Annotated in this window: 24 protein-coding genes; 8 read left to right on the top strand and 16 right to left on the bottom strand. The window is 73.2% G+C overall.

The annotated features are described in order from the left end of the window. Nucleotides 1-104 precede the first annotated feature (104 nt). Both KDN32_RS12800 and KDN32_RS12805 read right to left on the bottom strand, forming a co-directional pair. Nucleotides 105-1505: a glycine--tRNA ligase gene (locus KDN32_RS12800; RefSeq protein WP_211732649.1), complete on the bottom strand. Its 1401-nt coding sequence runs from the start codon at nt 1503-1505 to the stop codon at nt 105-107. Between the two features lie 35 nt (nt 1506-1540). Continuing rightward, a complete protein-coding gene (locus KDN32_RS12805) occupies nt 1541-1870 on the bottom strand; it encodes an antibiotic biosynthesis monooxygenase family protein (RefSeq protein WP_307854059.1) in 330 nt (109 codons plus the stop codon). Between the two features lie 63 nt (nt 1871-1933). Between KDN32_RS12805 and KDN32_RS12810 the strand changes: the two genes are divergently transcribed. From KDN32_RS12810 to KDN32_RS12825, 4 genes are read left to right on the top strand one after another with little or no spacing between them, the layout of a single operon-like run. Beyond that, a complete protein-coding gene (locus KDN32_RS12810) occupies nt 1934-2899 on the top strand; it encodes a metal ABC transporter substrate-binding protein (RefSeq protein WP_211732650.1) in 966 nt (321 codons plus the stop codon). Further along, nucleotides 2896-3705 carry a metal ABC transporter ATP-binding protein gene (locus tag KDN32_RS12815; protein ID WP_211732651.1) on the top strand — a complete coding sequence of 270 codons (810 nt, stop codon included), beginning with the start codon at nt 2896-2898 and terminating at the stop codon, nt 3703-3705. The genes KDN32_RS12810 and KDN32_RS12815 overlap by 4 nt, the downstream gene beginning before the upstream one ends. Beyond that, a complete protein-coding gene (locus KDN32_RS12820; protein WP_307854060.1) occupies nt 3702-4703 on the top strand; it encodes a metal ABC transporter permease in 1002 nt (333 codons plus the stop codon). The genes KDN32_RS12815 and KDN32_RS12820 overlap by 4 nt, the downstream gene beginning before the upstream one ends. Then, a complete protein-coding gene (locus KDN32_RS12825; RefSeq protein WP_211732652.1) occupies nt 4690-5100 on the top strand; it encodes a Fur family transcriptional regulator in 411 nt (136 codons plus the stop codon). Before KDN32_RS12820 ends, KDN32_RS12825 begins: the two co-directional genes overlap by 14 nt. A 15-nt stretch (nt 5101-5115) precedes the next feature. Here KDN32_RS12825 and KDN32_RS12830 read toward each other — a convergent pair whose 3' ends face one another. From KDN32_RS12830 to KDN32_RS12870, 9 genes are all read right to left on the bottom strand, one after another. After that, nucleotides 5116-5892, bottom strand: a complete 777-nt coding sequence (locus KDN32_RS12830) for an isoprenyl transferase (protein ID WP_307854061.1) — start codon at nt 5890-5892, stop codon at nt 5116-5118. A gap of 180 nt (nt 5893-6072) precedes the next feature. Then, nucleotides 6073-6576 carry a DUF1697 domain-containing protein gene (locus tag KDN32_RS12835; RefSeq protein ID WP_211732653.1) on the bottom strand — a complete coding sequence of 168 codons (504 nt, stop codon included), beginning with the start codon at nt 6574-6576 and terminating at the stop codon, nt 6073-6075. Nucleotides 6577-6579: 3 nt separating this feature from the next. Then, complete coding sequence (gene recO, locus KDN32_RS12840; protein WP_211732654.1) at nt 6580-7308, bottom strand: DNA repair protein RecO; 729 nt, start codon at nt 7306-7308, stop codon at nt 6580-6582. Between the two features lie 45 nt (nt 7309-7353). Continuing rightward, a complete protein-coding gene (locus tag KDN32_RS12845) occupies nt 7354-8217 on the bottom strand; it encodes an alpha/beta fold hydrolase (protein ID WP_211732655.1) in 864 nt (287 codons plus the stop codon). Between the two features lie 20 nt (nt 8218-8237). Further along, complete coding sequence (locus tag KDN32_RS12850) at nt 8238-9023, bottom strand: FAD:protein FMN transferase (RefSeq protein WP_307854062.1); 786 nt, start codon at nt 9021-9023, stop codon at nt 8238-8240. Then, nucleotides 9020-9568: an FMN-binding protein gene (locus tag KDN32_RS12855; RefSeq protein WP_211732656.1), complete on the bottom strand. Its 549-nt coding sequence runs from the start codon at nt 9566-9568 to the stop codon at nt 9020-9022. The genes KDN32_RS12850 and KDN32_RS12855 overlap by 4 nt, the downstream gene beginning before the upstream one ends. Before the next feature lie 5 nt (nt 9569-9573). Next, complete coding sequence (locus KDN32_RS12860) at nt 9574-10971, bottom strand: ferredoxin reductase family protein (RefSeq protein ID WP_211732657.1); 1398 nt, start codon at nt 10969-10971, stop codon at nt 9574-9576. Between the two features lie 67 nt (nt 10972-11038). Next, nucleotides 11039-12766, bottom strand: coding sequence for a 2-isopropylmalate synthase (gene leuA, locus KDN32_RS12865; protein WP_211732658.1), 1728 nt, complete (start codon nt 12764-12766; stop codon nt 11039-11041). 298 nt (nt 12767-13064) lie between these two features. Further along, complete coding sequence (locus tag KDN32_RS12870; RefSeq protein WP_211732659.1) at nt 13065-13823, bottom strand: class I SAM-dependent methyltransferase; 759 nt, start codon at nt 13821-13823, stop codon at nt 13065-13067. 35 nt (nt 13824-13858) lie between these two features. Here KDN32_RS12870 and KDN32_RS12875 point away from each other — a divergent pair, with 35 nt between their 5' ends. The 3 genes from KDN32_RS12875 (at nt 13859) to KDN32_RS22920 (ending at nt 17157) form a co-directional block, all read left to right on the top strand. Continuing rightward, nucleotides 13859-14344, top strand: coding sequence for a flavodoxin family protein (locus tag KDN32_RS12875; RefSeq protein ID WP_211732660.1), 486 nt, complete (start codon nt 13859-13861; stop codon nt 14342-14344). Then, the gene (locus tag KDN32_RS12880) at nt 14341-15174 is read left to right on the top strand and encodes a septum formation family protein (protein WP_211732661.1); all 834 of its coding nucleotides are present in this window, start codon (nt 14341-14343) and stop codon (nt 15172-15174) included. Before KDN32_RS12875 ends, KDN32_RS12880 begins: the two co-directional genes overlap by 4 nt. 336 nt (nt 15175-15510) lie before the next feature. Beyond that, the gene (locus KDN32_RS22920) at nt 15511-17157 is read left to right on the top strand and encodes a DUF222 domain-containing protein (RefSeq protein WP_211732662.1); all 1647 of its coding nucleotides are present in this window, start codon (nt 15511-15513) and stop codon (nt 17155-17157) included. Between the two features lie 68 nt (nt 17158-17225). Here KDN32_RS22920 and KDN32_RS12890 read toward each other — a convergent pair whose 3' ends face one another. Beyond that, nucleotides 17226-17669, bottom strand: a complete 444-nt coding sequence (locus KDN32_RS12890) for a VOC family protein (RefSeq protein ID WP_211732663.1) — start codon at nt 17667-17669, stop codon at nt 17226-17228. Nucleotides 17670-17711: 42 nt separating this feature from the next. Then, nucleotides 17712-19058, bottom strand: coding sequence for a serine hydroxymethyltransferase (gene glyA / locus KDN32_RS12895; RefSeq protein WP_211732664.1), 1347 nt, complete (start codon nt 19056-19058; stop codon nt 17712-17714). Nucleotides 19059-19130: 72 nt separating this feature from the next. Here glyA and KDN32_RS12900 point away from each other — a divergent pair, with 72 nt between their 5' ends. Further along, nucleotides 19131-20033 carry a LysR substrate-binding domain-containing protein gene (locus KDN32_RS12900; protein ID WP_211732665.1) on the top strand — a complete coding sequence of 301 codons (903 nt, stop codon included), beginning with the start codon at nt 19131-19133 and terminating at the stop codon, nt 20031-20033. On the opposite strand, the gene KDN32_RS12905 is transcribed toward KDN32_RS12900, so the two are convergent. From KDN32_RS12905 to KDN32_RS12915, 3 genes are all read right to left on the bottom strand, one after another. Continuing rightward, entirely contained in the window at nt 20030-21595 is a 1566-nt protein-coding gene (locus KDN32_RS12905; RefSeq protein ID WP_211732666.1) for an alpha/beta hydrolase, read from the bottom strand. The genes KDN32_RS12900 and KDN32_RS12905 overlap by 4 nt on opposite strands. Before the next feature lie 94 nt (nt 21596-21689). After that, nucleotides 21690-22727, bottom strand: coding sequence for a GTPase Era (era, locus tag KDN32_RS12910; RefSeq protein WP_372446550.1), 1038 nt, complete (start codon nt 22725-22727; stop codon nt 21690-21692). Nucleotides 22728-22773: 46 nt separating this feature from the next. Next, entirely contained in the window at nt 22774-23550 is a 777-nt protein-coding gene (locus KDN32_RS12915; RefSeq protein ID WP_211732668.1) for a siderophore-interacting protein, read from the bottom strand. Between the last annotated feature and the right edge of the window lie 6 nt (nt 23551-23556).

Raw genomic sequence — 23556 nt, forward strand, 5'->3', positions numbered from 1 at the left:
GTCGACGACCCACTGTGCCACAGGGGTCTCGTGACGGTCGCTGCGCGACCTCCTCGACCAGCGGGGTCGGGCGACCTCCTCGACCAGCGGGGTCTGGCGGCCGCTCAGCAGCCGAGGAGCTTGTCCGCGAAGTAGCGGGAGATGCCGTCGAGGCCGACGCGCTCCTGGCTCATGGTGTCGCGCTCGCGCACGGTGACGGCGTCGTCGTCGAGGGTCTCGAAGTCGACCGTCACGCAGAACGGGGTGCCGATCTCGTCCTGGCGGCGGTAGCGACGGCCGATGGCGCCGGAGTCGTCGAACTCGACGTTCCAGTTCTCGCGCAGCTCGGCGGCGAGGGCCTTGGCCTTGGGCGAGAGGTCGGCGTTGCGGCTCAGCGGGAGCACCGCCACCTTGACCGGCGACAGGCGCGGGTCGAGCTTGAGCACGACGCGCTTGTCGACGCCGCCCTTGGTGTTGGGGGCCTCGTCCTCGGTGTAGGCGTCGATGAGGAACGCCATCAGCGAGCGGGTGAGACCGGCGGCCGGCTCGATGACGTAGGGCAGGTAGCGCTCGTCGTTGGCCTGGTCGTAGTAGGACAGGTCCTTGCCGGAGAACTCGCTGTGCTGCTTGAGGTCGAAGTCGGTGCGGTTCGCGATGCCCTCGAGCTCCTCGAAGTCACGGCCCGAGAAGCCGAAGCGGTACTCGATGTCGGTGGTGCCCTTGGAGTAGTGCGAGAGCTTCTCGGTCGGGTGCTCGTAGTGGCGCAGGTTGTCGGGGTTGATGCCGAGGTCGACGTACCAGCGGGTGCGCTCCTCGATCCAGTAGCGGAACCACTCGTCGTCCTCGCCCGGCTTGACGAAGAACTCCATCTCCATCTGCTCGAACTCGCGGGTGCGGAAGATGAAGTTGCCGGGGGTGATCTCGTTGCGGAAGCTCTTGCCCATCTGGGCGATGCCGAAGGGCGGCTTCTGGCGGCTGGAGGTCACCACGTTGGCGAAGTTGAGGAAGATGCCCTGGGCGGTCTCGGGCCGCAGGTAGTGCAGGCCGGACTCGTCCTCGATCACGCCGAGGTAGGTCTTGAGCATCATGTTGAAGTTGCGCGGCTCGGTCCACGCGTTGCGGGTGCCGCAGTTGGGGCAGGCGACCGACTCGTTGATGTCGACGGTGTCGGGGTCGTCGATGCCCTTCTTGGCCGCGTAGTCCTCCTGGAGGTGGTCCTCGCGGAAGCGCTTGTGGCACGACTGGCACTCGGTCAGCGGGTCGCTGAACGTGCTGAGGTGGCCGCTGGCCTCCCACGTGCGGGTCGGGAGGATGACGCTGGAGTCGAGGCCGACGACGTCGTCGCGCCGGGTGACCATGAACTTCCACCACTGGCGCTTGATGTTCTCCTTGAGCTCCACGCCGAGCGGGCCGTAGTCCCACGCGGACTTGGTGCCGCCGTAGATCTCGCCGCAGGGGTAGACGAAACCTCGGCGCTTGGCGAGGGAGACGACGTTGTCCAGTGCGGTCGGGGCGGGCTTGGCCACGGTGGGTGTCCTTCAGGAGCGCGGAACGGGAGCGGTCACCCTATCGAGCGGGGCTGCGCCTGGTTCAGGTCGGTCCCCTCCTCGACGACCTCGTAGGCGCTGGGCTCGTCGACGGCGTGGACCATCAGCGGCTGGATGTGCAGCTTGCCCTCGTAGGACCCCAGCGCGCGCCGGTAGGACCCGACGTTCTCCCAGCGGGTGGAGATCACCCACAGCGCGGGGTCGTCGACGTTGCGTCCGACCTCTCCCCCGACGTAGCCGGGCTTCGCGGCGAGGATCGCGAGGGCGTGCAGCAGGCCGGCGCGGAGGTCTGCCTCCGCGGCCGGGCCGGCGTCGGGCGTACGGAGGCGGGTGACGACGAGCACGGGTCCAGCCTAGGGCCGTCGTCAGTTTGACAATGGTTCTCAATCGCCATGAGAATCGTTCTCATGTCACTCGCCACCCGCCTCCTCCCCGTCGCCAGCGTCCTGACCGCGTCCGCCCTCCTTGCCGGGTGCGGTCAGCTGGGGGGCGAGCAGTCCGGAGATGGTCGCCGGGCCGTCGCGTCCTTCTACCCGCTGGCGTGGGTGACGGAGCGGGTGGCGGGTGACGGCTGGACGGTCGAGAACCTCACCCAGCCGGGCAAGGAGCCGCACGACCTCGAGCTCGACATCGCCCAGACGGCGTCGCTCGACCGGGCCGACCTGGTCGTCCTCGAGGAGGGCTTCCAGCCCGCCGTCGACAGCACCGCGGCCGACCTCGACGCCCCGGTGCTCGACGCCGCGTCCGTCGTCGACCTGCTGCCCGCCGACGAGCACGCCGACGAGCACGCCGACGAGACCGCGGAGGAGCACGCGGAGCACGCCGAGGAGGAGGGCCACGACCACGACCACGGCGACGTCGACCCGCACTTCTGGCTCGACCCGCTGAAGGTCGCCGACCTGGCCGACGCGGTCGCCGACGAGCTCTCCGACCTCGACCCCGACAACGCCGACACGTATGCCGCCAACGCCGCCTCCGTGCGCACCGACCTCGAGCAGCTCGACCAGGACTACACCGACGGGCTCGCGTCGTGCGAGCGCACCACGACGGTCGTCAGCCACGACGCGTTCTCCTACCTCGGACGCTACGGCCTGGACTTCGAGCCGATCGCCGGCCTGTCCCCCGACGCCGAGGCCACGGCGGCGGACCTGGCCCGCCTGCAGGACCTGATCCGGCGCGACGGCGTGACGACGGTGTTCTCCGAGCGCCTGGTGAGCCCGAAGATGGCCGAGACGCTGGCCGACGACCTCGGGGTGACCACGGCGGTCCTCGACCCGATCGAGGGGCTCTCCGAGGAGACCTCGCAGGAGGACTACCTTTCCCTCATGCGCGAGAACCTCACCGCCCTCCAGCAGGCCAACGGCTGCTCGTGACCTCCGCCCCCTCCTCCCCCGCGCACCCCGTCGAGCTCGACGGGGTGTCGGTCGCCATCGGCGGCCGCCCGATCCTGCGCGATGTCGACCTCACGGTCCGCGCCGGTGACACCGTCACGCTGCTCGGGCCGAACGGCTCCGGCAAGTCGACGCTCGTACGAGCGGTCACCGGACTGCTGCCGGTCGCGCGCGGCACGGTGCGGCTCTTCGGCACGCCGCAGGACGAGTTCTCCGCCTGGCACCGGGTCGGCTTCGTCCCGCAGCGCTCCACCGCGACCGGGGGCGTCCCGGCGACGGTGCGCGAGGTCGTGGCGTCCGGCCGGGTGGGCCGACGTCGGCTGCTCGCCCCGACCCGGGCGGCCGACCGCCGCGCGGTGGAGTCGGCGCTGGAGGTCGTGGGGCTCGCGGACCGGGCGTCCCACGGCGTCTCGCAGCTCTCCGGCGGGCAGCAGCAGCGCGTGCTCATCGCCCGGGCCCTCGCCGGCGAGCCCGACCTGCTCGTCCTCGACGAGCCGACGGCCGGCGTCGACCTCCCCAACCAGCAGGCGCTGGCCGACGCGCTCGCGCGGCTCAAGGCGGGCGGCGCGACGATCCTGCTGGTGGCCCACGAGATCGGCCCGATGATGCCGCTGATCGACCGCACGGTCGTGATGCGCGACGGCCGGGTGGCCTACGACGGACCGCCGCTGACCCAGGAGGTCGCCTCGCACACCCACCACGACCACGACCACGACGAGGTGCCGGGCGGGCACGACCACGCCCCGCACGTCGCCTCTCCGTTCGACTGGGAAGGCCGCGCGCGGTGACCCTCCTCGACCTCCTCGCCCTCGACTTCATGCAGCGTGCGCTCGTCGCCGCGCTGCTGACCGGGCTGGCCGCCCCCGCGATCGGCACCTTCATCGTCCAGCGCCGGCTCGCCCTGCTCGGCGACGGCATCGGCCACGTCGCGGTGACCGGCGTGGCGCTCGGCCTGCTCACCGGCGCCTCCCCCACCTGGACGGCGGTGGTCGTCGCGGTGCTCGGCGCGGTGCTCATCGAGCTGATCCGCGAGCGCGGCCACACCAACGGCGACGTCGCGCTCGCGCTGCTCTTCTACGGCGGACTCGCCGGTGGCGTGCTGATCACCGGCATCGCCGGACAGGGCGCTGCCACGCTCCAGGCCTACCTGTTCGGTTCACTCACCAGCATCTCGGGCCAGGACGTGTGGGTCACCGCTGCCCTGACCGTGGTGGTGCTGGTGGCGACGCTCGGGCTGTCGCCGCAGCTGTTCGCGGTCGCGAGCGATCAGGACTTCGCCCGGGTCGCGGGCCTCAGGGTCCGGGGCTACAACCTGCTGATCGCGGTGCTGGCAGCCGTCAGCATCACGGTGGCGATGCGTACGGTCGGCCTGCTGCTGGTCTCGGCGCTGATGGTGGTCCCGGTCGCGACGTCGCAGCAGCTCGCGCGCTCGTTCCGGACCACCCTGCTCGGCGCGATGCTGGTCGGCTGCCTGGCATCGGCGGGCGGGCTGCTGCTCAGCGCCGCCCTGTCCTTCCGTGCGTCGGTGGCGCCCGGCCCGACGATCGTGCTGCTCGCACTGGCGATGTTCACCGCGACCTGGCCGCTGGGCGCGTGGCTGCGCCGGCGCAGCCGGCTGATGGCGCCGTTCCCGGAGGTGGCCGCCACGCCGCACCGCTCCACCGAGCACCCGCACGCGCACGGCGACGACTGCGGCCACCCGGCCGTCCCGCACGGCGACCACGTCGACTACGTGCACGACGGCCACCGCCACGCCGTGCACGGGGAGCACTATGACGAGCACTGAGCAGGACCCGGCACGCCCCGGCGTACGTCCGACCCGGCAGCGGCGAGCGGTCGCGGCGGCGCTCGACGCCTTCGACGACTTCCGCAGCGCCCAGGAGATCCACGACCTGATCGCTCAGCGCGGCGAGTCGGTCGGGCTGGCGACGGTCTACCGGACCCTGTCCGCGCTCGCGGAGGCCGGCGACGTCGACATGCTGCGCACCGAGGACGGCGAGGCGGTCTGGCGCAGCTGTTCCGGCACGCACCACCACCACCTCGTGTGCCGGACCTGCGGTGCGACGGTCGAGGTCGAGGGACCCGCCGTCGAGCGCTGGGCCGACGCGATCGCCGCGGAGCACGGCTTCGCCGACATCAGCCACACCCTGGAGCTGTTCGGGACGTGTCCCCGGTGCGCCTGAGGCGCTGACGGAGGGCTACGCGTTGGGCAGCGCGCCGCCGTAGCGGCGGTCCCGGCGGGCGTAGGTCTCGATCGCGGCCCACAGGTGGCGGCGGTCGACGTCGGGCCACAGCACGTCGGTGAAGACCATCTCGCTGTAGGCGGCCTGCCACAGCATGAAGTTGGACAGGCGCTGCTCCCCCGACGTGCGCCAGACCATGTCGGCGTCGGCGAGCTCGGGGACGTAGAGGTAGCGGGCGAACGTCTTCTCGTCGACCTTGTCCGGGTTGAGCCGGCCGGCGGCCACCTCGCGGGCGATCGACCGCGCCGCGTCGGCGAGCTCGGCGCGGCCGCCGTAGTTGACGCACATGGTGAGGGTGAGGACGTCGTTGTCGCGCGTCATCTCCTCGGCCACCTGGAGCTCCTTGATGACCGACTTCCACAGCCGCGGCGCGCGGCCGGCCCAGCGGACCCGGACGCCGAGGGCGTGCATCTCGTCGCGGCGGCGGCGGATGACGTCGCGGTTGAACCCCATCAGGAAGCGCACCTCGTCGGGGCTGCGGGTCCAGTTCTCGGTGGAGAAGGCGTAGGCCGACACCGCCTTCACGCCGATCTCGATGGCGCCTTCGACCACGTCGAAGAGGCTGCTCTCACCCTCCTCGTGGCCCTTGGTGCGCGGCAGTCCGCGCTCCTTGGCCCACCGGCCGTTGCCGTCCATGACGATCGCGACGTGCTTCGGCACGAGGTCGCGCGGCACGGCCGGCGGCGTCGCACCGCTCGGGTGCGGGGTCGGGGCGTTCACCTCACGCTTCACGGGAGCAGCCTAGGACCGTTGTCCGGCGCTGATGTGACACGGTCCGTGCCGCCTTCCGCGGCCTTGATCTCCGCGTCCTGACACACCCCATGTCAGGACGCAGTCCCATCGGTGGCAGGACCCGGCACCATCCGTGTCACCACCCGTGGTTCCGGGCGCGCAGAGGTGACGCGCCACGGGTCAGGTCCCGTCCAGACGCGCCAGCAGCCGCAGGACGGTCCCCGCGCCGCGCGAGGTGGCAGGGACGCCCAGCCGCTGCTCGACCACGCGGGTGCCGTAGCTGCGGCGCTCCTCGTGGTTGTGCACGACCGCGTGCCGTTCGTCGGCCCGGAGCACGGTGACGCGGGGGTCGGGCGACCACGGGATCAGCTCGGGGAAGACGTCGGGACCGTCGAAGACGGTCAGCTCGCACCCGTCGGGCAGGTCGTGGAGGCCGAGGTCGCGCAGCCAGTCGAGCGGGCGGACCAGAGCGACGTCGGCGTAGCCGCACGGCGGGCCGAGACTGGCCGCGACCGCGTCGGCGAGCGCCTGCGGGTCACCGTCGCAGGAGAAGGCGACCGTGCCGTTGGACTGGTGGCTCAGCACCTCGCGCGCGCCCTCGGCCGTGAAGGCCTCGACGAGCTGGACGCGGGACGGGCTGCGCGGCTGGCCGAGGTTGACGTTGCGGAAGAACGCGACGTGCACGGCTCAGCGCTCGACGTAGGCCATCGAGCGCAGGCCGCGCTCAAGGTGCCAGGCGAGGTACGCCGAGACCAGCCCGCTGGCCTCGCGCAGGTGGCGGGGGTCGGCGGCGTGGACCAGCGGCCAGTCGCCCACCAGCAGCGCACCCAGCACGCGCACGGTCTCGGGCGCGGGGGTGGCCGAGCCGGGCAGCTTGTCGGCGGCGCACATCACGCCGCCGGCCGACGGGTTGAAGAAGCGGTGGGGCCCCTCGACGCCGCACTGCACGCAGTGGTCGAACGACGGCGCGTAGCCGGCCACCGCGAGCGAGCGCAGCAGGTACGAGTCGAGCACCTGGCCGGCCGGGTGCTCGCCGCCCGACATGGCGCGCAGGCCGCCGACGAGCAGCAGGAACTGCTGGACGGCCGGCTCCTTGTCCTCGGTGACGAGCCGCTCGGCGGTCTCCAGCATCACCGTGCCGGCCGTGTAGCGGTCGTAGTCGAGCCCGAGGCGGGAGTGGAACGGGTCGAGAGTCTCGGCCTGGGTGATCACGTCGAGGCTGCGCCCCTCGGCGAGCTGGAGGTCGACGTGGGTGAACGGCTCGAGCCGCGAGCCCCAGCGCGAGGTGGTGCGGCGCACGCCCTTCGCCACCGCGCGCACGCGGCCGTGGCGGCGCGTGAGCAGGGTGATGATCCGGTCGGCCTCGCCCAGCTTGTGGGTCCGGAGCACGACCGCCTCGTCGCGGTAGAGGGGCACCCGCTCATTGTCCCCCACGCACCCCGGGGTGACGGGCTGCGCGGGTCAGCGTTTCCGGCTGCGACCGGCGCGGGCGGCGCCGGCGCTCCAGCAGTCGAGCGCGAAGTCCGTGGCGGCCCGGGTGAGCCGCTCGGGCCGGAACCGCCACTCGAGGATGGACGTCGCGCGCTCGATGCGTACGTGTGGGAGCTCGGCGGCGAGCATGTCGGCGTCGACGAACGGGTGGATCGGGTCGACGGGGTGCCCGACGACCAGCGTCGGCGCCTGGATCGAGCGCCGCTGGCGCGACGACGGCGCGACGCGCCCGAAGATCACGCCGTGCAGCATCGCGGCGGTGGTCTCCGCGCGGTGGTCGACGGTGTCGAGCGCGATCCCGGCCCAGAACGGCACCAGCCCGCGCGGCACCGACCGGGCGGCACGCTGCAACGCGTTGGCGGTGAACGGGGCGTAGCGGGCGGCGAACATGATCGGCACGAACGCGACGATCCCCGCCACGAGCGCGTTGTTGAGGACGGGCATCTCGACGACCAGGCCCCGCACCCGGTCCGGGGCGATCACCGCGACCTCGAGGGCGACGTTGGCGCCGAGCGAGGTGCCGCCCACCACGGCCTGCTCGGCACCGAGGTGGTCGAGCAGCGCCACCACCTGCTCGCCGAACGACGTCATCGAGTAGACGAGCGGGTCGGCCGGCTGGTCCGACCGGCCGTGGCCGAGCAGGTCGAGGGTGACGACGTGCAGGCCCTGCGCGGCCATCGCCCGGGCGAGCGGCTGCTGCATCCGGCGCGGCATCAGCAGGCCGTGGAGCAGCACGACCCACTGGTCGCCGGAGCCGTACTCGGTGTACTCCAGCCGGTCGCGGCCGCCGTCGGACTCGACGAAGAGCTGTCCGATCCGCTCGCTCACCAGCATGCTCGAGAATGTAGCGCCGATCAGGCCGCCCGTCCGAACGTCTCGCAGCGGCCGTCCTCCCACACCACGAGGCCGGCGCGGCCCGTGCGGGTCGCGAGCCACGCCAGCGCTCCTGCGCCGAGGGCGTACGCCGCGGTGGCGTCGACGTCGGTCCACGTGAGGTCGGCGCCGACCACCGTCACCTGCGCGACACCGACGGCGGTCGCCCCGGTGCGGGCGTCGACGATGTGCGTGCCGCGGTGGGCGGTGCCCGACGTGGCGACCGCCCCGTGCCGGATCGGCACCCGGGCCAGCACGCGGGACGGGTCGTGGGGGTCCTCGATCCCGACCAGCCACGGGTCGCGGTCCGGGTCGGCGACGTGGCAGACCATGTCGCCGCCCGCGGACAGGCACACGTCGGTGTCGTCGAGCGCGAGCAGCGCCCGGGCCGCGCGCTCGACCGCCCAGCCCTTCACCACCCCGCTCGGGTCGAGCACGGTGCGACCGTCGGGGCCGGGGCGGCGTACGTCGAACGCACCGCCCGACTGGATCCGGGCGAGCTCGCCGATGGCGAGCACCTCCGCGACCTCGGGAGGGCACTCGGCCAGCCCGATCTCGCCGCGGCCGAGCCGGCTGACGTGCGAGTCGGCACGGTAGGTGGAGAAGACCCGGTCGACGTTGCGCAGCGTCGCGACGGCCTCGAGCCAGGCGCGCTCCCCGGCCGGCGTCGTGGCGTGCCGGCCGCGCAGCGCCAGGCTGATCGGCATGCCCATCACCTGCACCACCTGGCGGGTGGTGCGCGGGCGGGCTGCGGCCACGGCGCTCACAGCCCCGCCTGGTCGAGCGCGCTCTGCAGCGACTGGACGTAGCCGGTGCTGGTGAAGGTGGCGCCGCTGACCATGTCGATCGAGCTGCTCTGGGCGGAGACCGTCTCGTCGGCCAGCACCGGCAGCGCGTAGTTGCTGATCTGGGAGCTGCGCGGGTCGCCCGAGGGGTACTGGAGGACCGACACGCTGTCGACCTTGCCGCCGCTGACCGAGAGCTGCACCTGCACCGGGCCGTACCGCGTCTGGACCACGGAGCCGGTGACCTGGGTGGCCGAGCCGGACGAGCCCGATCCGGTGGAGCCGGAGGTCCCGCCGGACGCGGCCGTCCCCGAGCCGGACCCGGAGCCGGACCCGGAGCCGGAGCCGGAGCCGGACCCGGAGCCGGAGCCGGAGCCGGAGCCGGAGCCGGAGCCGGCCACGGTGCCGGAGGAGATCACCGTGTCGGCGACCTGTCCGGCGACGGTGGAGGACGTGGAGGTGTGGTAGCCGAAGAGCAGCACCAGCATCGTGACGGTGGTCGAGGCCCAGGCGATGATGCGTCCCATCGGGCTCACCACCCGAAGCTCTCGACGTGGATCCGCCGGGCGGGGACGCCCAGCGCCAGGCAGCTGCGCCGCACCGCGTCGGCCCACGGCCCGGGGCCGCAGACCCAGACGTCGCGCTCGGCGAGGTCGGGCACCCAGTGGTGGAGCAGCGTGGTGTCGTCGGCGAGCGGGGCATCACCGAGCCACGAGTCGGGGTGACGTCGCCGGCCGGGCAGGTCGACGACCTGCAGGCCCCGGGTGGCGCCGAGGTGGGCCAGCTCGCCGGCGAACAGCGGCTCGGTGGTCCAGCGGTGCAGCAGGACCGCCTCGCCGGGCGCGTAGTCGAGACCCTCGGCCAGCGAGCGCAGCGGGGTGATGCCGACGCCGGCGCCGATCAGCGCGACCTTGCGGCGCGTCCGGACCCGCGGGGTGAGCCGCCCGTAGGGGCCCTCGACGGCGACCCGGCTGCCGGGGACCAGGCGCGAGGCAGCGCTGCTGCCGTCGCCGGCGTGCTTGATGGTGACCCGGAGGTGCCGGCCGTCGGGGGCCGACGAGATCGAGTACGGGTTGGCGCGGGTCCAGCCCTCGCGGTCCAGGAAGCGCCAGTTGAAGTACTGGCCGGGCGAGACCCGCATCCGGTGCAGGTGCCGGCCGGTCAGGTGGACCGTGACCACGTCCGGCGCCTCGTGGACCACGCCCGCGACGACCAGCTCGTGGCGCAGCGTGCGGACCAGCGGCAGCAGCACCCGCCACACCAGCACCGCGACGGCGGTGGTCCCCCATGCGGACCACCAGAAGAGCGTGCGCCCCGGCGAGGAGGTGAAGCTGGCGCCGGTCCACAGCTGGTGCGGGAGCGCCAGCCCGACGCCGAGGTAGGCGTAGAGGTGCATCAGGTGCCACGACTCGTAGCGCAGCCGGCGGCGGGCCGCCCGCAGGCTGGTCACCACCACCATCACCAGCGCGACGGTGCCAGCCGCGGCGAGCAGCATGCCGGGGCTGTCGACGACCAGCTGCCAGAACATGCCCGGCGTCTCCAGGAGCCGGCCCGCGGCGTAGCCCCAGGTGATGAGCACGATGTGCACCAGCATCAGGGTGAACGACGAGAACCCGACCCAGCGGTGCAGGTGCACCAGCCGGTCCTGGCCCCACGAGCCCTCCACCAGCGGCAGCCGCGCCATCAGCAGCACCTGCACGAGGAGCAGCACCGACGCGACGAGCCCGGTCCACTGCCCCACCGAGGTGAGCGCGGTGGACCAGGCGCCGAGCGCGGTGACGCCGCCGTCGGACGCCCACCACGTGGTGACGAGGAGGAGGGCGCCCCCGAGCAGCGCCGTGGACGCGGTCCGCACCAGCTGGTCGGCGTGTGCCCGGGTGGCCCGCACGGGGGCCGGGTGCGGGACCCGGGCGGCGTCGAGGGTTGTCATGCCCTCAGGTTCGGCTCGTTCCCTGTGCGATTCCTGTGAAGAGGTTCTGAGCAGCGTACGAGTGTGGTCAGGCGCGGTTGACCGCGCTGATCACGGCCTTGAGCGAGGCGGTCACGATGTTGGCGTCGAGGCCGACGCCCCACACGACCTTGTCCCCCACCGCGCACTCGACGTAGGCCGCGGCGATCGCGTCGCCGCCCGCCGAGAGCGCGTGCTCGGCGTAGTCGAGCACGCGGACGTCGTGGCCGACCTCGGCGATGGCGTCGACGAAGGCCGCGATCGGGCCGTTGCCCTGCCCGGTGAGCTCGCGGCGCTCGCCGTCGACGTAGACCCCGACCGTGAGCTGGTCCTTCTCGCCCGCGGCGCTGGAGGTGTGCACCGAGTTGAGCTTCAGCGGGACCTCGCGGTCGAGGTACTCGGACCGGAAGATCGACCAGATCTCCTCGGGCGTGACCTCGCCACCCTCGGCGTCGGTGTGGTGCTGCACGACGCGGCTGAACTCGATCTGGGCGCGCCGCGGCAGGTCGAGCTTGTGCTCGGACTTCAGGACGTAGGCCACGCCGCCCTTGCCGGACTGGCTGTTGACCCGGATGACCGCCTCGTAGGTGCGGCCGACGTCCTTGGGGTCGATCGGGAGGTACGGCGCCTCCCACGGCAGCTCGCCCACCTCGACGCCGAGCGCGGCGGCCTTGCGGTCCAGGTCCTCCAGGCCCTTCTTGATGGCGTCCTGGTGGGACCCGGAGAAGGCCGTGTAGACCAGGTCGCCGGCGTACGGGTGGCGCGGGTGGACTGGCAGCCCGGTGCAGTACTCGACGGTGCGGCGCACCTCGTCGATGTCGCTGAAGTCGACCTGCGGGTCGATGCCCTGGCTGAACAGGTTCATGCCGAGGGTCACCAGGTCGACGTTGCCGGTGCGCTCGCCGTGGCCGAACAGGCAGCCCTCGACGCGGTCGGCGCCGGCCATCAGCGCCAGCTCGGTGGCAGCGACGGCCGTGCCGCGGTCGTTGTGCGGGTGCAGGCTGATCGCCGAGTGCTCGCGCCGGGTGAGCCCGCGGCCGAAGTACTCGATCTGGTCGGCGTAGGTGTTCGGCGTCGACATCTCGACCGTGGCCGGCAGGTTGAGGATGATCTCGCGGCCCGCCTCGGGCTGCCACACGTCGGACACGGCCTCGCAGACGCTCAGCGCGAAGTCGGTGTCGGACTGGGTGAAGATCTCGGGGCTGTACTGGTAGCCGAAGTCCTGGGTGCCGACGATGCTGCCGAGGCGCTCCTCGGCGTACTTCATCACCATCTCGGTGCCGCGCACGGCGATGTTGCGGCACTCGTCGGGGGTGACGTTGAAGACCACGCGCTGGAAGAGCGGAGCGGTGGCGTTGTAGAGGTGGACGGTGGCGCGGGGGGCACCGACCAGCGAGTCGATGGTGCGCTCGATGAGGTCCTCACGGGCCTGGGTCAGCACCGAGATCTGGACGTCGTCGGGGATCCGGTCCTCCTCGACGAGCTTGCGCACGAAGTCGAAATCGGTCTGGCTGGCGCTCGGGAAGCCGACCTCGATCTCCTTGTAGCCCATCTGCACGAGCAGCTCGAACATCGTCAGCTTGCGGGCCGGGGTCATCGGGTCGATGAGTGCCTGGTTGCCGTCGCGCAGGTCGGTGGAGAGCCAGCGCGGCGCCTTCTCGACCTTCTTCGTCGGCCAGGTGCGGTCGGGCACGTCGACGGGCACGAACGGCGTGTAGCGGCCGAACGGCATCGGGCTCGCGCCCTGGCTGTTGGCGGTGTTGCTCAGGTTGGTCATGGTGTCCCTCGGAGATCGGTCGGTGTCGGGCGACCGGCGCGCGCCACACTCCGCAACGAGGGGGCCGGTTGTCTAGGCCTCGCTGCGGCAGCGAAGGAGGAGGCTGCGCATCATGACGAGTCCACGGTACGCCGTGCCCGGGCGCCGCGCAGCCGGATGTCCGGGGAGCGGACGAACGAGCGGCTCCACTCGGTGGTTGAGGTGCGAGCGCGACCCCTCGGTGGTTGAGGTGCGAGCGCGACCTCTCGGTGGTTGAGGTGCGAGCGCAGCGAGCCTCGAAACCACGCCGGCCGGACGATCAGGCGAGCCCGCGGGCCGCGTAGGCCGTCGCGGTGAGCTCGAACGGCCCGGGCCCGAGGGTGCGGCGCAGGACCTCCTCGAGGCGCTCGCGCCCGCCGTCCCCGAGCGAGGCGAGGGCGTCGCCCACCGGGCCGACGCCGTGCAGGTAGGGCTCCCACCACTCCTCGAACGTCGGGTGGGCCACCGTCACGGTCAGCTCCTCCGACGCCACGTCGCGCAGCCCGGCGCCCTCGAGGACCGCCACGAGGCTCGCCCGCGAGCCGCCCGGGAAGTCGCGCTCGCCCGGGTGGTCGGGGACGATCTCGGCCATCGCCTCCCAGACGGGCCGCATCGGGGCGCGGTTGGCGGCGAGGTCCCACACGGTCGCCCCGACGATCCCGTCAGTGCGGGTCACGCGCGCCATCTCGGCGAGCCCGCCGACCGGGTCCTTCATGAAGTGCACGACCAGGCACGCCGCGGCGACGTCGTGGACGCCGTCGTCGAAGGGCAGCGACTCCGCGGCTCCCTTGCGCACGTCGACGCCGGGGAAGCGGTCGCGGCAGGCGGCGACGAACGGCTCGGACGGGTCGATCGCCGCCACGTGGGTCGCTCCGAGCCGGGCGACCAGCTGCTCGGTCAGGGCACCCGGACCACAGCCGACGTCGAGGGCGTGCTGGCCCGCCTCGACCCCCAGGAAGTCGGCGAACCGGGCCGCGAGCGGTCGCGAGTACCGACCCATGAACCGGTCGTAGGCCTCACCCGCCACGTCGAATCCCACGACGGTCGACGCTACCCCCCTCGTAGGCTCTCGTCATGCCCTCGTTGCTGGTGGTCCACCACTCCCCGACCGCGTCGGTGGCAGCCCTCACCGACGCGGTGCTCGGGGGTGCCTCGGACGAGGCGATCACCGGCGTCGACGTGGTGGTGCGCCCGGCCCTGCAGGCCGGCGCCGACGACGTGCTGGCCGCCGACGGGATCCTCCTCGGGACCCCGGCCAACTTCGGCTACATGAGCGGCGCGCTCAAGCACTTCCTCGACACCGTCTTCCTCCGGGTGGGCGGCTCGCTGTCCGACGACGGGGCGGCCGCGGCGGCGTCCGGCGGGCGCACGCCGTACGGGCTCTACGTCCACGGGCGCTACGACACCGCGGGCGCGGTGCGCTCGGTGCAGGCGATCGTCGGGGCGCTGCCGTGGCGGCAGGCCGCGCCGGTGCTGGAGGTGCTCGGCGACGTCGGCGCCACCGAGCGGGAGCAGGCGCACGAGCTCGGCGGCACGCTTGCCGCCCTGGTGATGGCGTGAGCGGGCTGCTGCGGGCGCTGACTGCTGCGGTCGCCCTGGTCGTGGTGCTCACCGGCTGCTCCTCCGGGGACGCCGACCCCGGTGCGGAGACGCCCGCGGCGGCCCCCTCGTCGGAGTCGACCGCCGCCGAGGAGCCGGCGCCCGACCCCGGCTCGCGACCCCGGGTCGGTGAGTGCCACGCCCTGACGTTCCGGCAGGCCGTCACCGTCGCCGGGCGCACCGCCCCGGTCCCGTGCCGGCGGCCGCACACCGCCGAGACCTTCTTCGTCGGCCGCCTCGACCTGGACACGAAGGCCGGCCACACCCGCCGCCCCGACTCGCGGGCGGCGCAGGCACAGGCGCGACGTGCGTGCACCACGCGGTTGCCCCGGCACCTCGGGCGCGACCCGCGCGACCTGCGGCTCAGCATGGCGCAGGCCGTCTGGTTCACCCCGAGCCCCGCACGGGCCGAAGCCGGTGCCGACTGGTTCCGCTGCGACGTCGTGGTCGTCGCGGCACCCCGCACGCTGCTGCGCCTGCCGCGGAGGACGAAGGGCTGGTCGGAGGCGCCCGGCACCGCGATGTGCGCAACCGCTGCCCCGGGCAGCAAGGGCTTCCGGCGCGTGACCTGCCAGTCGCCGCACTCGTGGGTCGCGGTCGCCACGGTCGACATCCCCGGCACCCGGCTCCCGAAGGAGGCCGTGATCGCCGACCGGATGGAGGCGCCCTGCCGCGACGCCGCCCGGACCCGCGCGGGCGACCCGCTCGACCTCACCTGGTCGCAGGAGAGCCCGACGGCCGACCAGTGGTCCGCCGGCCGGCGCTACGGGATCTGCTGGGCGCCAGCCTGACGCTCCCGGTCGCTGGTCGAGGAGGCATGCCGCTGGTCGAGGAGGTCGCGCAGCGACCGTCACGAGACCCGCCCTCCCCCCGTGGGCGAGGAGGGACGAAGTCCCGTCACGAGACCCGCCCACCCCGGTGGTCGAGGAGGGACGAAGTCCCGTCACGAGACCCGCCCACCCCGGTGGTCGAGGAGGGACGAAGTCCCGTCACGAGACCCGGCCACCCCGGTGGTCGAGGAGGGACGAAGTCCCGTCACGAGACCCGCCCACCCCGGTCGCCGGGCTGTCCACAGATCGCCGTCCGACCGTGGCCGAGTGTCGGTGCCCGCCGATACAATCGAACACATGAGCGAGACGCTGGCAGCACCCGAGGAAGAGGTCGCACACGACGACCTGGCCGACCTCGACGCCTCGACGCTGCTCGTCTCGATCCGCGACTCCCGCCGCCACGAGCACGCCGAAGCCGCTCGACAGCTCGCCCTCGCCGCCCGCTGGGCCGACCTCCACCCACCCGAGTCGATCCACCACGCCGCGACCTTCACCAGCCGCGGCGCAGGCACCGAGCAGAGCGAACCCATCGCCGGCGACGGCTGCCCCCTCGTCGCCGAGTTCTGCATCCCCGAGCTCGGCGCCGTCCTCGGCATCTCCAGCACCGCCGCCAAGCGGCTCATCGGCCAGGCATTGGAGCTGCGCCACCGACTCCCCCGCCTCTGGGCCCTCGTCCACGCCGGGCACGTCCCCGCCTGGCGTGCCCGGATGGTCGCCGAGACCACCATCCACACCGTCCCCACCCTCACCCGCGAAGCCGCCGGCTGGGTCGACACCCAGATCGCGGCCGTCGCCGGGAAACTCGGCACCGCCCAGCTCGACCGCCTCGTGGCCGAGGCCATCAAGCGCCACGACCTCGACGCGGCGTCCCGACCCGACACCGCCCACGGCGAGGACGACGCCGACTTCGCTGCCGACCGCCACCTCTCCACCGACGCCCGCCACGCCACCATCGACTCCCGCCACATCCACTACGACGGCCTCATGCGCATGGAGGCGATGCTCGACCTCGCCGACGCCCTCGACCTCGACCAGGCCCTCGCCCACCGCGCCGAGGTGTTCAAGGCCCTCGGCTCAACCGCACCCCTCGACGCCCGACGAGCCGCCGCGCTCGGCGACCTCGCCCGCACCCAGACCGCCCTCGACCTCCACCACCAGGCCACCAGCCGGCCCCCACAGCACGAGCAGTCCCAGAACCAGCCGGCCCCGCCCGAGCCGACCGAGCAGCCCGAGCAGCCCGAGCGGCCGGAGCAGCCCGAGTCGACCCAGCCTGAGCCCACCGAGCCGGCGAGCGACACCCTCCCCGCGGCCCGCGAGGTCGTCCTCCACGTCCACCTCGACGCCCAGCTGCTCACCGACGACACCGGTCAGGTCGTCGAGACCGTGTTCGGTCCCACCGCACGACTCGAGAAGGGTCAGCGGCTCGCGCTGCTCGAGCAGGTCCAGACCTGGTGCGCGACCTCGCGCACCAAGGTGACCATCCGTCCCGTCATCGACCTCAATGCCGAGCTCACCAGCCCCGGCTACCCCGTCCCCGACCGGATCCGCGAACAGGTGATCCTCCGCGACCGCACCTGCGTCTTCCCCTGGTGCACCCGCCCCGCCCGGGCCTGCGACATCGACCACATCACCCCCTACGACCACGGTGCGGAAGCCGACGACCGACCACAACCCGGACCGACAGCCACCTCCAACCTCGCCGCCCTCTGCAGGTCACACCACCGCCTCAAGACCCACACCCCCTGGCGCTATGAGCACCTGCGCCCCGGCGTCTTCGAGTGGACCAGCCCCCACGGCCACCACTACCTCCGCGACCACCACGGCACGACCGCCCTCGACCCACCCGCGGTGACGATCGGGCCACCAGGTCTCGTGACGGGACTTCGTCCCTCCTCGACCAACGAGCACGACGAGCCCGGCGAGCCCAGCGACAGCCGACCATGACCCCGCCCCACACCCCGCCACCGCCAGGTGACGGGGCCACAGGCACGTCCGGGTCGAAGCGTCGCGGATCAGAACACGTCGAACTCGTTGCCCTCCGGATCGAGCATCGCGACGGCGTAGTGGTCGGCCTCGTCGTCGAACGACGTCCGGACGCGGGTCGCGCCGAGGTCGACGAGGCGGGCGACCGCCGCGTCGATGCGCTCGCGGCGTACGTCGAGCTGGTGGGACCTGCCACCGCTGGCGTTGACGTCGAGGTGGAACCGGTTCTTGACCTGCTTGGTCTCCGGGACCACCTGGAACCACAGCATCGGTCCCTCTCCCCGGGGATCGACGATGCGGTCGTGTCCTCCTCCGAGCTCGTCCTCCGGGACGCCCACCGACCGGTAGAACGCGTCCCACGACTCGTGGCCCTCGGGCGGGGGCGCGAGGACGTAGTCGAGGGCGGCGGCCCAGAAGCGGGCGAGCAGGTCGGGGTCAGCGCAGTCGACGGTGAGCTGGAAGTTCACGGGCATGCGGCCAGACTGGCACGGGGGTCGGACAGCCGACCCAGATCCCTAGGGGGCGACTCGGGGCTCGGCCGTGAAGTGCACGCCGGAGAACCCGGAGCGGAGCTCGGTGACCCGCTCACCGACCAGCGTGGCCTCCCGGTCCCGGCCACCGGCAGCGAGCCCGTCGGCGACCAGGGCCGCGAGGACGTCCATGTCCGAGGCGGTCATGCCCAGCCGCACGGCCTCCGGCGTCCCGAGCCGCAGGCCGGGCATCGGCGTGGCCGAGTCCGTCGGCAGGCCGATCCCGGAGGCCAGCAGACGGGCCGGACGCAGCAGCCGCGCCGCCTCGTGCCCGCCGCGCCACTGCTCCGCGTCGATCGCGAGCTGGTGCGAGCGGGTCGGACCGTCGTCGCCCCGGTGCACCGGCACCCCGCGCGCGAGCAGGCCCTCGGCCAGCGCGGCGGCGGCCTCGACCATCGTGTCGGCGTAGGCCCGGCCGGCGACCGACCAGTCGACCAGCGTGACCGCGAGCGCCGCGGCCCGACCGGCGTCCGAGTTCGCGGTCAGACCCGGGTAGGCGATGGCGTCCAGCCGCTCGGCGATGCCCGCGTCGTTCGTCACCACCAGACCCCCGGCGGGGCCGCCGAGGCTCTTGTAGGTGCTCATGGTCATCAGGTGGGCACCCTCGTCGAGCGGGTTCGGCCAGGCGCCGCCAGCGATGAGGCCGCACACGTGGGCGGCGTCGAAGAGCAGCACCGCGCCCACCTCGTCGGCGACCTCGCGCAGCGCGGCGACGGGGTGGGGGTAGAGGTTCATGCTCGTGCCGATGGTGATCATCCGCGGCCGGACCTCCTGCGCCAGGTCGCGCAGCGCAGCCACGTCGACCGTGAACCGCCCGGGGTCGACGGGCGCCGGGACCGAGCGCAGCCGGTACATGCCCGCCGAGCCGCCGGCGTGGTGGGTGACGTGGCCACCGATGCTCGCCGGCGGGGCGATGATCGTGTCGCCGGGCTCGCAGGTGGCGAGGAACGCGTAGAGGTTCGCGATCGCACCCGAGGGCACGCGCACCTCGGCGTACCGTGCACCGAACACCTCTGCGGCGAGCTCGGCCGCCACGACCTCGATCTGCTCGATCGCCTCGAGCCCGGTCTCGTACTTCTCGCCCGGGTGCCCGAGGGACGCGCGCGACCCGAGCCCGGAGGCCAGCATCGCCTCCGCCCGCGGGTTCATCACGTTGGTGGCCGGGTTGAGGTTGAGGCAGTCGCGGTCGTGGATCTGCCGGTTGAGCGCCACCAGCCGGTCCAGCTCGGCGAGCTGGTCGAGCGGGGTGCGGGACGACGCGTCGGTGGCGAGGCGGTGGACGTGGTCCCGGACGGGCTCGGGGACCCAGGACAGCGGCGCGAGGGCGGTCATGGCGCCATCCTGCGGCCCACGTGTCGTAAGCACCAGCGCCGATCTCTCGACACGACCCGTTAGCGTTGCTGCATGGTCGACCTCTCCCGGCTGGTGTTCCTCCAGGCCGTGCACCGGCACGGGTCCGTGGCCGCAGCGGCTCGCGACCTCGGCTACACGCCGTCGGCGGTCAGCCAGCAGGTCGCCAAGCTGCAGCGCGAGGCAGGCGTCCGGCTCCTCGAGCCGGTGGGCCGGGGCGTCGTCCTCACCGACGCGGCGCTCGTCCTCGTCGCGACCGCCGATGCGATCGAGGCCGCGCAGGACGACGCGCGCGCCCGGCTCGAGGAGCTCACCGGAGGACTGACCGGGACCCTGTCGGTCGCGTGCTTCCCGTCCGCGATCCGTGGACTGGCGGCCCCGGCCCTGGGGGTGCTCGCCGGCGAGGCGCCGGAGCTGCGGGTGCGGCTCACCGAGCTCGCTCCCGACCCGGGCCTCGAGGCCGTCGGGGCCGGCCGCGTCGACGTCGCCGTCGTGCACGACTGGGTGCACGACCGCACCCCGCTCGCGGCGGGCCTGGAGTCGGCACACCTCGCCGACGACCCGGTGGACCTCGTCGTGCCGACCGGGCACCGTCTCGCCGACCGGCGTCGCGCGGCGCTGGCCGACGCGGTCGACGACGTCTGGGTCACCGACGTGTCCGACAGCATCTGCACGCGCTGGATCCTGGACATGCTCCGCTCCGCCTCCCCGAGTCCGCGGGTCGACTTCCGCGTCGAGGAGTACGCCTCCCAGGTCGCGCTGGTCGCCGCCGGCCTCTGCGTCGCGGTGCTCCCCCGCATCGGCCGTCCGCCCCTCCCCGACTCGGTGCGGGTCGTGCCGCTCGAAGGCCCTGTGCCCACCCGGCGGTTCTGGGCGGTGTCGCGCACGGCGACGTCGCGCCGCCCGGCCGTGACGCGCCTCGTCGAGGCCCTGCGCGACTGCGCCCGACGGCCCTAGCCGCCCGCCGGTGGCGCCGGGACCGGGCGGCAGCGCACGTCGGGGCCGGCACCCCCGCGTCGACGCGGCAGGCTGCCGTCGGCGAGGTAGGCGGCGATCCGGTCGTCGACGCACGCGACGCCGCTGAGCGAGCCGGCGTGGGTGGTGCCGCCGACACCCTCGAGGAGGACCGCGCCGGTGAACCGGCGGCGCACCTCGTAGGCCCCGCTGATCGGCGTAGCACCGTCGAGGCTCTCGCCCACCAGCAGCGCCTCGCGGTCCGCCGGCGCGATCTCGACCGGCGTGCCGGCCGGGGCCGGCCACGTGGCGCACGGCTGGTTGAACCAGGTGTTCGGCCAGGAGAAGAACGGGTGGTGCCGGTCCAGCCGCGCCGCGTCCGCGAAGAGCGCGTCGAGGGCGGTCGGCCACGGCGCGTCGGTGCAGATCGTCGCGAGGTAGGTGGCGTAGCCGTTGTCGCCGCCCTCGACGGTCGGGTACCACGAGCGGTAGGTCCGCCGCGCGATGCGCGCGGTGCCCTTCGTCGCCAGCTCGGAGAGCATCTCGGCGGTGCTGGGCCACAGCCCGACGGTGTAGCCCGCCCCGAGGGTCAGGTCGACCAGGTCCGGCGAGGCCACACCGTCGACCCGGTGCCGGGCGAACCGGCGCACCAGCCGGTAGTAGGTGCGTTCGACGGCGCGTGCGGTGCGACCGAGGCCGTACGTCGCGTGCCGCCGCGCGACCCACTGGCGGAACCGCTTCAACGACTTCTCGAACCCCACCTGCTGGCCGAGCTGGTCGGAGTACCAGATGCCGCGCGGGTCGACCACGCCGTCGAGCACGAGCTTGTCGATCCGCTCCGGGTGGAGGGTGGCGTAGACCTGGGCGATGTAGGTGCCGTAGGACTGGCCGTAGAAGCTCACCCGATCGGCGCCGAGCGCCTCGCGCAGCACCTCGAAGTCCGCCACCGTGTCGGTCGTGCGCAGGTGCGGCAGCAGCCGGGCGGCGGCGGACGCGCCGCAGTCGGCGGCGTACTGCTCGCTGATGCCGACCCACTCGTCGAGCACCGCTTGCGTGCGGGGGTAGTAGTCGGGGCGGGTGCCGAGGGTGACGATGCGCTTGTCACAGCTCAGCGCCGGGCGGCTCGCCCCGACGCCGCGCGGGTCCATGCCGACCCAGTCGTACGTGCGCCCGACCCGGTCCGGCACGAGCGCACCGTAGGTCGCCATGAACAGCCCACTCCCGCCCGGACCGCCCGGGTTGGTGAGCATCACGCCGTTGTCGGTGCGACCGCGGTGCCGCACCCGCGAGACGGCGAGGCGGATCGTGGGGCCGTCCGGGGCCGCGTGGTCGAGCGGCACGGTGAGCATGCCGCACCGCGCTCCGGCCTTGCGGAGGTAGCCCTCGCGGCAGCGGCCCCAGTCGATCGGTCGGACCCGGAACCCCGGCGCCGTGGTGGCGTCGGCATCCGCGCCCGGGTCCGCCCCGGCCGTGGCCGTGGCCGTCGACGCGGTCGGGGCTACGGTGGACAGCAGCCCCGCGCACAGCGCGAGCGTCGCTCCTGCGACGAGCGATCGAGCGGACATCCGGCACCCCCGACGTCAAGGACGCGTTGACGCGTCCTCTGCATCGTCACCCCGCCCCGCCGCCCGGCGACACCCCCAACCTGAGGGGGTCGGGTCAGAAGCCGAGCTTGCGCAGCTGGCGCGGGTCGCGCTGCCAGTCCTTGGCGATCTTGACCTGGAGGTCGAGGTAGACCGGGGTGCCGAGCAGGGCCTCGATCTGCTTGCGGGCGGCCGTGCCGACCGCGCGCAGCCGCGAGCCCTTGTGGCCGATCATGATGCCCTTCTGGGAGTCGCGCTCGACGTAGAGGTTGGCGACGATGTCGAGCAGCGGCTTGTCGTCGGGACGCCCCTCGCGCAGGCCCATCTCCTCGACGACGACGGCGATGGAGTGCGGCAGCTCGTCGCGCACGCCCTCGAGTGCGGCCTCGCGGATCAGGTCGGCCGCCAGCGCCTCCTCGGGCGCGTCGGTGAGGTCGCCGTCGGGGTAGAGCGGCGGCCCCTCCGGCATGAGCCCGACGAGCAGGTCGGCGAGCAGGTCGACCTGGTCGCCGGCCACGGCCGAGACCGGCACGATCTCGGCCCACTCGGTCGAGGTCTCCTGCCCCAGCGCCTGGATGTCCAGCAGGTGCTGGCCCAGCTGCTCGGGGGTGACCAGGTCGGTCTTGGTGGCGACCGCGATCCGCACGGTGCGGCGGACCTTGGCGAGCTCGGTGACCAGGAACCGGTCGCCGGGGCCGATCTTCTCGTTGGCCGGGAAGCACACCGCGACCACGTCGACCTCGGCCCAGGTGGTGCGCACCAGGTCGTTGAGCCGCTCGCCGAGCAGGGTGCGCGGGCGGTGCAGGCCGGGCGTGTCGACCAGGATCAGCTGGGCGTCGTCGCGGTGCACGATGCCGCGCACCACGTTGCGGGTGGTCTGCGGCTTGGAGGACGTGATGACGATCTTCTGCCCGACCAGCGCGTTGGTCAGCGTCGACTTGCCGGCGTTGGGGCGCCCGACGAACGACGCGAACCCGCTGCGGAAGCCCTCGGGCGCGGAGTAGAACGCACCCGCCGGCGCGACGCCCGAGAGGTCGAAGTCGTCGTCGAGCTCGTCCTCGAGCTCGTCCTCGTCCAGCTCGTCGTCCAGCTCGTCGTCCAGCTCGTCGTCCAGCTCGTCGTCCAGCTCGTCGGGGTGCTGGTCGTCCCGCTCGTCGTGCTCAGCCATCGCTCGCCTCCTGCGCCGCGTCGTACTCCGCCCAGATCTGCTCGTCACTCTTGCCCGCCGCCTTGCCGGCGCGCCAGATGGGACCGGGATCGACCGCGCGGGGCTGGCGTGCGGCGGTGGCGCGCCAGTAGCCCATCACGTCGTAGTGGCTCGTGGGGAGCCGCACCTCGCGCATCAGGTGCTTGCGGATCGCGCGCATCTGCGCGGACTCGCCGGCCATCCAGAAGTAGCCCTCGCCCGCCGGCCACTCCAGCGCCTCGACCGCGGCGGCGAGGCCGCTCTGCCCCGAGGACGGCGGCGCGAGCCACGTGGTGTCGACGTGCTCCGGGAGGTAGCCGGCCAGGTCGTCGGGCACCTCGGCGAGCACGCGGGTGGGCAGGTCGGGGCGGGTCTCGGCGATCCGCGCCATGGCCGGCATCGCGGTGAGGTCGCCGACCAGGAGCAGCCAGCCGGCACCCTCCGGTGGCGCGAAGGACGCCTTGGGCTCGGTGATGGTGACGGTGTCGCCGACGCAGTCGCGCATCGCCCACTCGGTCACCAGGCCCACGTCGTGCACGACCACGTCGAGGGTCAGCTCGCCGCCGTCGAAGGACCGGACGGTGTAGTAGCGGCTCTGGAACTGCCCGGGCACGACCAGACCGACCCACTCGTCCGGTACGCCGCTGCTCGCGAAGCCGTCGAGCCCGTCGAGCACCAGCCGCACCAGGTGGTCGGTCAGGGGCTCGCGTCGTGCGACGCGCGCCTGGAACTGTGCTGCCCGGGTGCTCACCGCAGG

Origin of the sequence: Nocardioides palaemonis (assembly GCF_018275325.1) — a bacterium.
Classification (GTDB): Bacteria; Actinomycetota; Actinomycetes; order Propionibacteriales; family Nocardioidaceae; genus Nocardioides; species Nocardioides palaemonis.